Annotated in this window: 8 protein-coding genes; 2 read left to right on the forward strand and 6 right to left on the reverse strand. The window is 70.5% G+C overall.

Annotated elements, in window-relative coordinates; translation table 11 throughout:
• The coding region (locus NBX02_RS04695; RefSeq protein WP_250290139.1) for a 2-oxoglutarate dehydrogenase E1 subunit family protein at nt 1-262 on the reverse strand (262 nt) is incomplete at its 3' end.
• Nucleotides 263-578: 316 nt separating this feature from the next.
• On the opposite strand from NBX02_RS04695, the gene NBX02_RS04700 reads away from it, so the two are divergent.
• Both NBX02_RS04700 and NBX02_RS04705 read left to right on the forward strand, forming a co-directional pair.
• The gene (locus tag NBX02_RS04700; RefSeq protein ID WP_250285541.1) at nt 579-2,717 is read left to right on the forward strand and encodes a hydantoinase/oxoprolinase family protein; all 2,139 of its coding nucleotides are present in this window, start codon (nt 579-581) and stop codon (nt 2,715-2,717) included.
• A gap of 691 nt (nt 2,718-3,408) precedes the next feature.
• On the forward strand, nt 3,409-4,914 hold the full coding sequence (locus tag NBX02_RS04705; protein WP_250285540.1) for an acetamidase/formamidase family protein: 1,506 nt from the start codon (nt 3,409-3,411) through the stop codon (nt 4,912-4,914).
• Nucleotides 4,915-5,283: 369 nt separating this feature from the next.
• Here the strand turns inward: NBX02_RS04705 and NBX02_RS04710 are convergent, their stop codons facing one another.
• From NBX02_RS04710 to sdhC, 5 genes are all read right to left on the reverse strand, one after another.
• Nucleotides 5,284-6,135: a hypothetical protein gene (locus NBX02_RS04710; protein WP_250285539.1), complete on the reverse strand. Its 852-nt coding sequence runs from the start codon at nt 6,133-6,135 to the stop codon at nt 5,284-5,286.
• Between the two features lie 182 nt (nt 6,136-6,317).
• Complete coding sequence (locus tag NBX02_RS04715) at nt 6,318-7,082, reverse strand: succinate dehydrogenase iron-sulfur subunit (protein ID WP_250285538.1); 765 nt, start codon at nt 7,080-7,082, stop codon at nt 6,318-6,320.
• A 389-nt stretch (nt 7,083-7,471) separates the two neighbouring features.
• A complete protein-coding gene (gene sdhA, locus NBX02_RS04720; RefSeq protein ID WP_250285537.1) occupies nt 7,472-9,226 on the reverse strand; it encodes a succinate dehydrogenase flavoprotein subunit in 1,755 nt (584 codons plus the stop codon).
• Nucleotides 9,227-9,255: 29 nt separating this feature from the next.
• A complete protein-coding gene (locus tag NBX02_RS04725; RefSeq protein ID WP_250285536.1) occupies nt 9,256-9,693 on the reverse strand; it encodes a succinate dehydrogenase hydrophobic membrane anchor subunit in 438 nt (145 codons plus the stop codon).
• The gene (gene sdhC / locus NBX02_RS04730) at nt 9,693-10,088 is read right to left on the reverse strand and encodes a succinate dehydrogenase, cytochrome b556 subunit (protein WP_250285535.1); all 396 of its coding nucleotides are present in this window, start codon (nt 10,086-10,088) and stop codon (nt 9,693-9,695) included. Before sdhC ends, NBX02_RS04725 begins: the two co-directional genes overlap by 1 nt.
• Nucleotides 10,089-11,261 lie beyond the last annotated feature (1,173 nt).

The following is an 11,261-nucleotide window of genomic DNA, read 5'->3' on the forward strand; positions in this document are numbered from 1 at the left end:
GCGCGGGGGCCGGCCGGTCGGTCGGGGCCGCGCCAGGGATACCGTCCGCGGCCGGTACTGCACCGTCGGCGATGGCTGGCGGGACGGATCTCGCCGTGCCTGGCTGGCCGTTGACACCCTCTGGCCGGTAGTCGGAGAGGAACTCGCGCCACTGTGGCGAGACGCTCTCCGGATCGGCGAGGTATTGCTGGTAGATCTCGAATACCAGCCACTCGTTGGGGCCGAAGTCGGGGCCGGATTCGGGTACCGTCGGTGCTGTCACGGGGGCGTTCCCCTCTATCCACCTTCTGCTGGGGCCCGAGGCGCGGGCCCTTCCGCTGCCGTGTAATCAGGCTACTCGTCACCTTCACCTGGATGTGTCTGAAGGTCGTGGCCCGTGATCCGGGCCACGGGCGATCCAAACAGCCGTAGTTCGTGAATTGTGTCACTGTTGGTCGGATGTTCTGGCGGCCGTGACTTACATGTGAGTTACGGGTAGTGTCTCTGCTATTACTTCTGGTGTCCATCTCAGGCGATGGCATGTGTTGTCCATCCCGGGTGGCTGGGAGCGGGCCGCCGCGACATGCCAGGATCGCCACGTGGTGGTGTGGCTCGGCGTCGATGTGGGTGGGACCTTCACCGATCTCGTCGCGGTCGACGACGACGGTCGGATGCTCTTCGGGAAGGTGCCCTCGGTGCCCGCCGACCCGTCCGAAGCGGTGCTCGACGCCGTCCGCGGAGCCGGTCTTGCCGGCTCCGGTACCGGCCGGGACGGGGCCGCCGGTGCTGTCGAACGGTTCGCCCACGGCACCACCGTCGCGACGAACGCCCTGCTCGAGCGGCGCGGGGCGCGGACAGCCCTGGTGACCACGCACGGGTTCGCCGACATCATCGAGATCGGCCGCCAGAACCGGCCCGCCCTCTACGACCTCACCCGAGACCGCCCGCCCCCGCTGGTGCCCCGCGAACTGCGGTACACCGTGGTCGAGCGCACCGGGCCGGACGGGGTGATCGTCCCGCTGGACGCCAACAGCCTGCGGGACGTCGTCGCCGCCCTCACCGCACTGTCGGCTGTTGCCGAGACCGGCGGGACGCCGGCTGTTGCCAGGGCCGGCGGGACGCCGGCTGTTGCCGACGCCGACGGGGTGGTCAGGCCGCTGGCGGCCGTCGCCGTGTGCCTGCTGTTCTCCTTCGCCCATCCCGAGCACGAACGTCAGGTCGCCGACGCGCTGCGGGCCGCGCTGCCCGGCGTGACCGTGGTGGCCTCCCACGAGGTGCTCCCGCGGTTCCGGGAGTACGAGCGGTTCGCCACCACCGTCGCCGACGCCTACCTGACACCGGCGCTGTCGGCCTACCTCGGCGCGCTCGCCCGCCGGTGCGCCGCGGCGGGGCTGCCGTCCCCGCTGGTCATGCGCTCCTCCGGGGGAGTGGTGGAGCTCGCGGCCGCCGCCGAGCACGCCGCGGCGTGCGTGCTGTCGGGGCCGGCCGGCGGCGTGGTCGGCGCCGCCTACGTCGCGGCCCGCTCGGGCCTGGACGATCTGCTGACCTTCGACATGGGCGGCACGTCGACGGACGTCGCCCCGGTGATCGGCGGCCGGGTGCAGACCACGGCCGAGGCGGTGCTCGCCGGCATACCGGTCACGTTGCCGACGGTGGACGTCCACTCGGTGAGCGCCGGCGGCGGATCCGTCGCCTGGGTCGACTCCGGCGGGGCGCTGCGGGCCGGGCCCCGTTCGGCCGGCGCCGATCCGGGCCCGGCCTGCTACGGCCGCGGCGGTGTCGAACCGACGGTGACCGACGCGGACCTGGTCCTCGGCTATCTGGCGGACGGGGCGAGCCTCGGCGGCGAGGTCACCCTGTCCCGGGCGGCCGCCTCCAAGGCGCTGGCCGCCCTGGGCGCGATACTCGGATCCGGCCCGGACGGCCTGTCGGTGGAGGAGACGGCGGCCGGGGTGGTGGCGGTCGCCGACGCGGAGATGACCCGTGCCCTGCGGGTGGTCTCGGTGGAACGCGGCCTCGACCCGCGGGAGCTGACCCTGGTCGCCTTCGGCGGCGCCGGCGGGACGCACGCGTGCGCGCTGGCCGAGGAGCTCGGGATGCACCGGGTGCTGGTGCCGCTGGCCTGCGGGGTGCTCTCCGCGCTGGGGCTGGCCATCGGCGACGTCCGCCGGGACTATCTGCGTCCGCTGCACGGCCCGCTGGCAACGGCCGGCCTGGGCGCCGCCTTCACCGAGCTGGCCCGGGCCGCCCACGCGGACACCCCCGCCGCGGACGTCCCCGCGCTCGTGATCGAGTACCAGCTGGACTGCCGGTACGTGGGCCAGTCACACGAGCTGACGGTGGTGGCCACCACCGACGGCGGCGGTGCCGGCGGCGGTTTTTCCGTCGCGCGGATACGGGCGGCCTTCGAGGCCGAGCACCTGCGCCGCTACGGGCACACCGCCCCCGACCGGGACGTCGAGGTGGTGGCCGTACGGCTGGTGGCCACGGTGCCGGGCCGCCGGCCCGAGCTGCGGGCCCCGGCCGCCGACCCCACCGCCGCCCGCACCCGCCGTCCGATCTACCTGGACGGCTCCTGGCGGGAGGTGGACGTCGTGCCCCGCGCCGCCCTCGGCCCCGGCGACACCGTGCCGGGACCGGCCGTCGTCGAGTTCCCCGAGGCGACCTGCCTGATCCGCCCCACCTGGCACGCCCACGTCGACCCCGCCGGCTCCCTCCTGCTCACCCGCGTCCACTGATACAGACCGAATTTCTCGCAGCCGGCCGTGGGCGAGCCCAACGGTGCGTGTCACGCAGATGGGTTTCGAGGTCTGCGTCGACAAGGGTCGACAAGGGTCGACAAGGTGGGTAGTGTTCCCGCGCCGCCCGCTCGGGTTCGTCCACGAGCGCGGTCCGCCGGGAGACCACGGCTGCCGGCGGACAGGTCAGGAAGCGGGCGAGAGGCCGTCGGGGAGCGGATCTCCTGAGGAAGATCTTCGAGGTCGGTTCCGCCTGCGTGAGACCGGCTGCCAGCCTGGCCTGAGCCTGGCCTGCCGGACCCGCTCACCGACCTCCGAGCACTGCCGCACGGGCTCCGTCTGTGCGCTTCTCCCACATCGTCGGTTCCCGTGTGGCGATGCCTCCCGGCCGGCGCGCCGAGATTGTCGCGCGGGTTCCATATGGGCAGATGAGGGGACTGCAACGTGTCGGAAACATATGTGTCATGTTTCACTGCGACTCTGACGCCCGTGCCGTGTCTGCCGTGTCGTCACCAGCCCGTCGGGCAGGAATCTGGCGGGTTACGCCGACCCTGTCGCGCGAGGTCCGGAATGGCTGTGTTCCCGATCGCGTCCCTGGGCGAGATCCTCGACGCCGGGTGCTCCGACGCCGGGCGTCCTGGCACCGGGCGCCGCGGGCGGCAGTCCCGGACGTCGCGGTAGCGGCGTCGTCGTGGCGCTACAGCCCGGCAAGGGCAAGATGGACGGCAGGCACTACCTGCCCTCGACCCCGGAGACGGTCATGTGGGGGCGGTTGCCGACCGCCGACACCAGGCCCGTGCTGAGCGTGGAGTCGGGGGGCACGGTCACGGTCGACACGGTCAGCCAGGAGGGGATCCTCGATGATCAGGGGCGCGATCCGGACGCCTTCTTCGGCCGTTTCGGCGTTCCGGCCTCCGAGGTCCTCGACGACGCCCGGATGATCGCCTCCTCCGGGATCCCGCACCGGTTCGGGGTGGACAGCCCGCACCTGGTGACCGGGCCGGTGTTCGTACGCGGTGCCGAGCCCGGCGATGTGCTGCGGGTGGACGTCGTCTCGTTGCATCCGCGGGCCAGGTACGGGGTGGTGTCGACCCGGCACGGTGCCGGGCCGCTCGCCGGGGAGTTCCCCGAGAACGACCCGCCCGGCCCGGACGCGAACGCCCGGAACTGGGCGGCCTTCCGGACGGCGAGCAGCTTCTGCGCGGTCGAACGGCGCCGCGGCCGGCTCTTCGGCACGCTGGAGGCCCCCAAGGGGCGGAAGGTGCGTTTCCCACTGTCGCCGTTCATGGGGATCATGTCGGTCGCTGTCGACGGTCCCGGCCCGCTCCGGTCGGCTTCGGTCGGGACGCACGGCGGGGCGCTCGACTGCGGGGAGTTAGGCGTTGACTCTCACCTGTTTCTTCCGGTGCGGGTTGCCGGCGCGCTGTTCGCCGTCGGCGACCCGCACTATTCCCTGGGTGAGGGGAAAGTCGCGGCTGTCGGCCTGGAAGGGCCGCTGCGGGCGACGTTCCGCCTGACCGTCCTGAAGGAGCCCGCGGCCCGGGCCGCCCTCGGGACGTTGCGCGAGCCCTTTGTCGAAACCGACACCCACTGGGTGCCGCTGGGGGCGCACGCCGATCTCACCGACGCCATCCGCCAGACCACCCGGTCGGCGGTGCTCTTCCTGTCCAGCCGGCTGGGGATGGACCGGGCGGCCGCGTTCGCCTACCTGTCCGCAGCGGCTGCCTTCGGCATCGGCCGGTCGGGCAGCGACCTACAGACCGTGTACTGCCGGATCCGCCGGGCGGACTTCGGCGAGCCGGCCGCCGCCAAACCCCGTCTGGTACGCCCCGGATTCGGCCGGGCTGCCCCCGCCCCCGCTCCTGGCAGTCCCGCTGCCGGCTCCCGCTCCACCGCCCCTGTTACCGGTCCCGCACCCACGGACGATCGTTCCGAGGCGCCGCCGGGCGCGGGCGCGGCCCACGAACCTCCGGAGGCGCCACAGCCGGCAACGGACGCGGCAGGCCCGGAGGTTCTGGGCCCGGCCGCTTCGGGCCCGGAGGTTCTGGGCCCGGAGGTTCTGGGCCCGGCCGCTTTGGGCCCGGTCGCTTTGGGCCCGGTCGCTTCGGGTTCGGTCGCCGCGAGCTCAGCGGCAGATACGTCCGCGGCACCGAGCGCGCCAGTCCCCGACAGCACTGGTCCTGCTTCCCAGCCGTAGGTGAAAACCGTGCTCACGGCAGCGTTTTCCACCTACGGCTCCCGCACCCGTAGGTGGAAAACGCCGTCCCGGCACCAGTTTTTACCTACAGCCGACGGGCGCCGGCCTTTTGCGGCCAGGAGCGGAGACCGTCGCCATGTCACCCGAGAGCTGTCCGGTGCCGGGGCGTGACCGTCGGAGACGACACCCGGTCTCCAGCGCGCCGGTCAAGTGGTGCGCATCCCATCCCCGGCCACCCGTACAAGCCATGATCCAAACGATTTTGTCGTTGTGTACGCTTTTTGGCCGCAAAAGTGTACACAACGACAAACTCGCGCCGATCTTCTCCGGCGGCCGGCGTCCTATCGAGGTACGTCACCGTTCGCGGGGCTAGCTCGGCGCGATCTGGTCGGGGGAGGGCGCGGTGATGGGGGGAGGGACGCCGAAGTCCGAATAGGTCACCGTTCGGACGATCTCGCTGCGGCCGGCGCCGGTGTCAGCGCCGGTGTTCGGGGTGGCGATGGTGACGCGGAGCTGGCGGATGAGCCCGTCGGCGTCGATCCATGCCTCGGCCGGCTGGATCGCCGTCCCCAGGGTGTTCTTGTAGTACTCGACCGTGGTGGCGCTGATGTTTCCCCGGGTGGCGGCGGTGTCCAGGTTCACGGACAGCGTGTAGTGGGTGGTCGTGACGCCGTCGATCGTTTCCTGGCCGACGGTGGTCACCGGCGCCGAGGCCCCGCTGAGGAAGCCGAGCCGCAGCGCGACGGCGTCGCCGGTCGTGGGCTGGGCGGTCGGTGTCGGGGCGGGCGTCGCCGAGCGGCTGCCGCTGGCGCCGGGGACGACACGGGTCCATCGCGGCGGGCGCGGCACGTCGGCGGGCGGGACGCTGCGCTGGTAGAGGTCAGGGCCGACGATCAGCAGCTCGCTGCGGCCCCCGCCAGCCACGTCACGCATGGTCTGACTGGCGCTGTTGACGAAGTCGACGGTGCCGGTGCCGGTGATGGAGAGCTGTCTGCGCCCGGACGAGGAGACGAAGTTCGCCTGGTCGCTGAAGCGGATACGCGCGGTCCCCCGAGTGATCGTCGCCTGGTAGGCGCCGGCGAGGGGAGCGGGCACGCCGCTGGTTCCGGTCGGTGCGGCAGCCGTCGGGACCGCCGGCGGCGGTTCGGGGGAGTCGGACGAACAGCCGGCTGCCCCGACCAGCGACAGGCCTGCCACCAGCAGCATGACGGCGGCGGCCATGGCCCGCGTCGCACGGCGGCCGGTGCGGTGCGCAGCAGCGGTCGCCAGGCCCGAGTCCGGGCCCGGATCGCAGGATCGTTGTGATTTCGGTGTCGTTGGGACAGCACCGGAACCACAACGATCACAGCATTGCCGGGCGAGCCGCTGAAGGCAGGCGCCTACCGAGCCAGACCGCACCGGAACTACACGCGCCGGAAGATCAGCGCACGCTTGACCTCCGAGATGGCCTTGGTGACCTGGATGCCACGCGGGCACGCGTTCGAGCAGTTGAACGTCGTCCGGCAGCGCCAGACGCCTTCGCGCTCGTTGAGGATCTCCAGGCGTTCGTCGCCGGCGGCGTCCCGGCTGTCGAAGATGAAGCGGTGCGCGGCCACGATGGCGGCCGGCCCGAAGTAGTCGCCGTCGTTCCAGAACACCGGGCAGGACGTGGTGCAGGCCGCGCACAGGATGCACTTGGTGGTGTCGTCGAAACGTTCCCGGTCGGCGGCGGACTGCAGCCGTTCCTTGGTCGGCTCGTGCCCCTCGGGAATGAGGTAGGGCTTGACCGCACGGAACGCGTCGAAGAACGGCTCCATGTTGACGATGAGGTCCTTCTCGACCGGGAGCCCCTTGATGGGTTCGATCGAGATTTCCGAGCCGAGGTCCTTGACCAGCACCTTGCAGGCGAGCCGGTTCGCGCCGTTGATCCGCATGGCGTCCGAGCCGCACACGCCGTGCGCGCACGAGCGCCGGAAGGACAGCGAGCCGTCGAGGTTCCACTTGACGTAGTGCAGGGCGTCCAGCAGCCGGTCACTGGGGACGAAGGGGACCGCGAAGCTCTGCCAGTACGCTTTGTCGCTCTCCTCGGGGTTGTAGCGCCTGATCTTCAGCGTGATGGTCCGCCCATCCGAGGTACTGGGACTGGCGCCGGCCGGTACAGTGGTTGATAGATCGTCTGTGACAGTCACGCCGGACCTTTCTCACATCGGACCCACATGGCGGGTCAGCAGATCATAGACCGCGCACCGGTCTCCCGACCGTCAGCGCCTCGCTTCCCGGGCCCGGAGGATACCGGGCCAGGGATCGTGGCTGCCGTCCGGGAGTGCCGGGGCACGCTGGTGCGGGTACGGATAGCTGTGCTGGTCAGCACCCTTACGACGTCTTCCTGACCTCTGTTTTTTTCAGTTGTCCTCCCCGGCTGCCATCCCGGATACCCGCCCGCGTTTTCCGCGGCCGCCGGGCAGCGGTGAAGCGCGCGGGACGGGTGGCCGGCCAGGTCCTGGCGGGGCCTCGGGCATCGAGGCCGGGTCCCGCCAGGACCGCCCGCCGCCCGCCGCGCGGTCGGGGGCGGGGGCGGTCAGTACTTGCGTTCCATGGGCTGGTAGCGGGTCAACGCCACCGGCTTGTAGTCCAGCCGGATCTCCGAGTCGGGCGCGGCGGCGGCCAGCGGCCCGGAGCGGTAGGCCATGGTGTGCCGCAGGAAGTTCACGTCGTCGCGGTTGGGGTAGTCCTCGCGGGAGTGCCCCCCCCGGGACTCGTTGCGGGCCAGCGCGCCGGTGACCAGGCATTCGGCGAGGTCGAGCAGGAAGCCCAGCTCGACCGCCTCCAGCAGTTCGGTGTTGTAGCGGTGGCCCCGGTCGGTGACGCCGACGTTCTGGTAGCGGGCCTTGAGCCCGGCGATGTCACCGAACGCCTGCTTCAGCGTGGCCTCGGTCCGGTAGACCGACGCGTTGACGTCCATCGTCTCCTGGAGCTCACGGCGGATCGCCGCCACGTTCTGCAATCCGCTGCCGTCACGCAGCCGGCCGAGCAGGCCCTCGACGAAGCCGGCCGGGTCGTCCGGCAGCTCGGCGTGGGTGGAGGTCTTGTTCGCGTGCTCCGCCGCGGCGATGCCGGCCCGGCGGCCGAAGACGTTGATGTCCAGCAGCGAGTTGGTGCCGAGCCGGTTCGCGCCGTGCACGGAGACGCACGCCACTTCGCCCGCAGCGTAGAGCCCCGGGACGATGTCGGTGTTGTTCCGCAGCACTTCGGCGTTGATGTTCGTCGGGACGCCGCCCATGGCGTAGTGGGCGGTCGGCTGGATCGGGATCGGGTCCGTGTAGGGCTCGATGCCCAGGTAGGTGCGGGCGAACTCGGTGATGTCCGGGAGCTTCGCGTCGAGCTGCTCCGGGGGCAGGTGTGTCAGGTCGAGGTAGACGTGGTCGCCGTCGACGCCACAGCCGCGGCCGGCGCGGATCTCGGTGTAGATGGCCCGGGCCACCATGTCGCGGGGGGCGAGGTCCTTGATGGTCGGTGCGTAGCGCTCCATGAAGCGCTCGCCGTCCTTGTTGCGCAGGATGCCGCCCTCACCGCGGGCACCCTCGGTGAGCAGGATGCCCATCTTCCAGATGCCGGTCGGGTGGAACTGGTAGAACTCCAGGTCCTCCAGGGGCAGCCCGCGCCGGAAGATGATGCCCATGCCGTCGCCGGTGAGCGTGTGCGCGTTCGAGGTGACCTTGAAGACCTTGCCGAAGCCGCCGGTGGCGAACACCACGGACTTGGCCCGGAAGACGTGCACCTCGCCGGTGGCCAGCTCGTAGGCGACCACACCGGCGGCGACGCCCTCGCTCAGCAGCAGGTCCAGCACGTAGAACTCGTTGTAGAACTCGATGTCGTGCTTGACGCACTGCTGGTAGAGGGTCTGCAGGATCATGTGGCCGGTGCGGTCGGCGGCATAGCACGAGCGGCGGACGGGTGCCTTGCCGTGGTCGCGGGTGTGACCGCCGAAACGGCGCTGGTCGATGCGGCCCTCGGGGGTCCGGTTGAACGGCAGGCCCATCTTCTCCAGGTCGAGGACCGCGTCGATGGCCTCCTTGCACATGACCTCGGCGGCGTCCTGGTCGACGAGATAGTCACCACCTTTGATCGTGTCAAAGGTGTGCCACTCCCAGTTGTCCTCCTCGACGTTGGCCAGGGCCGCGCACATGCCGCCCTGCGCCGCGCCGGTGTGGGAGCGGGTGGGATACAGCTTGGTCAGCACGGCGGTGCGACACCGCTTGCCGGATTCGAGTGCCGCGCGCATGCCCGCGCCGCCGGCACCCACGATGACCGTGTCGAACTTGTGAATCTGCACCGCTTGGACCTCCGCCTTCCCAGGCGCTATCAGGAGATGTTCGGGTCGAACGTGAAGATGACCAGTGATCCCAGGGAGATCACCAGGAACGCCGACACGTACAGCAACATCTTCAGCCAGAACCGGGTCTGTGGCCGCTCAGCGTAGTCATTAATGACGGTGCGTAGGCCATTGCTCCCGTGCAGTTCGGCCAGGACGAGCATGAGCAGGTCCCAGGTCCGCCAGAACGGTGAGGCCCAGCGGCCCGCGACGAAGCCGAAGCCGATCCGCTGCACACCGCCGTCAAGAATGTTCATGATGAACAGGTGGCCGAGCACCAGGAAGACCAGCAGGATCCCGGAGACCCGCATGAACAGCCACGCGTAGAGCTCGAAGTTCGTCCGCGCCTTGGTGCGTACGGGCCGGCGTTGTGGGCTGCGTGGCGCCTCGATGGCCGGGGCGGCCGCGCCGTCGATCGTTGTCGCCATCAGGACGCGCTCCCGAACAGGCTCTCGACCGTGTGCTTCAGCATGTAGTAGGTGCCCGGAACGACCAGGATGACCCACAGCACGATCTCGGTGTACAGCATCTGGCGCTGGAAACGGGGGCCGGACGCCCAGAAGTCGATCAGCACGATCCGGATCCCGTTGAGCGCGTGGAAGAGAACCGCCGCTACCAGCCCCACCTCCATCAGGTTCACGATCGGGTTCTTGTAGGTCGCGATCACGGTGTCGTAGGACGATGGGGACACCCGCACCAGCGCGGTGTCCAGGACGTGGGCGAACAGGAAGAAAAAGATCAGTACGCCCGTGATCCTGTGAGCAACCCAGGACCACATACCCTCGCGGCCGCGGTAGAGCGTGCCCGCTGGTGCCTTCGGCACTGAAAGCTCCTCCGGACCGGCCTTCCGAGAGGCTGGTCCTGATGATCCGTCCGATGACTCATGGTGGCTTGTCCGGCCAAAGATGGCACGGCTGCCATGGCGCCCGCCAGTTCATGAGCATGGCCCAGAGGCCGCGCTCGAGCCGATGATCCGGGCAGTGATCTGACGGGCAGGCAGCTCGCGTCACCGAGGAACCAGGGCACCCGGAGACATCATGATGTGGACGACGGTTTGTGTGCACCCGATGCTAGTGCTGGCCCCCTGGCGGGGCATGCCGGCTTCCGTGACACTTAGGTGAGGTATGTCACAGATAGTGATCGTCTTCATTGTGTGATGAAGCGTTCTGAAGGGTAAAGGGCTGCCCTCAGGGACCCCTGTCACAGGTGCGGCAGCGCGGCATCAGGTGCGCCCGTCAGGTGGTGGCGGTGGCGGTGGGTTGGTGGGTGGCGACGCGCTGGGGGTCGAGGCCGTCGGGCCTGGGTCCGTCGGCTGGATCTGGGTTGGTGTCGGGGCCGGGCTGGTCGGGCTCGCACCCACCTGCGTCGGCGAGGGGGTCACGGGCTGCGCCTCGGTCGCGGTCGGTAGCGGCTCGGCCGGCGTGCTCGCTACGGGTGGTGACGATGGGCGGGAGGTGGGGAGCCTGTCCACCCCCACCGGGGCTTTCGGGCTGGGCACGGGCGCGGAGGGGTCGACGCTGCGCTGCCCGGCCGCCCCGCTCGCCGACGGGCTGGTGCCCCCACCGGGCTGCAGCTGCACGTCGGTGCCGGAACCCGAGCGGAGCAGCGCGCCGACCACGAGCGCCACACATACGGCCAGGGACGCGGCCACCGCCGCGACCGCGCCGCGGTGCAGGGGAGTTCCGTCACGCCACCAGTCGGTTGACGTTCTTCCGTTCCCCAGGTGACCATGAGTTGTGCTGTTGCCGGCCGGGCCCATGACACCGCTGGTGACCGGTAGCAGACCGTCATCGGGGTCGTCCTGGTTGCCGACACCGTACCCGCCGAAGTCGAACGGGGGCGGGGTGAACCGGTTGCCGGCCAGGGTGGTCGCGGCCGAGGTGTCCAGCAGCGGGGCGCCGCCGGTGCGCGTCCGGACCGCCACCGCGGTCACCGGCTCCTCAGGCATGCCAGGACGGTCACTGTCTCTTATACACATCTGACGCTGCCGACGACT

The organism is Protofrankia sp. CiP1_Cm_nod1, assembly GCF_920888515.1.
GTDB lineage: Bacteria > Actinomycetota > Actinomycetes > Frankiales > Frankiaceae > Protofrankia.

Coding starts and splice junctions, on each gene's coding strand:
- NBX02_RS04710 (WP_250285539.1), bottom strand. CDS start 6,135: ATGGCCGCCGCCGTCATGCTGCTGGTGGCAGGCCTGTCGCTGGTCGGG.
- NBX02_RS04725 (WP_250285536.1), bottom strand. CDS start 9,693: ATGGCGACAACGATCGACGGCGCGGCCGCCCCGGCCATCGAGGCGCCA.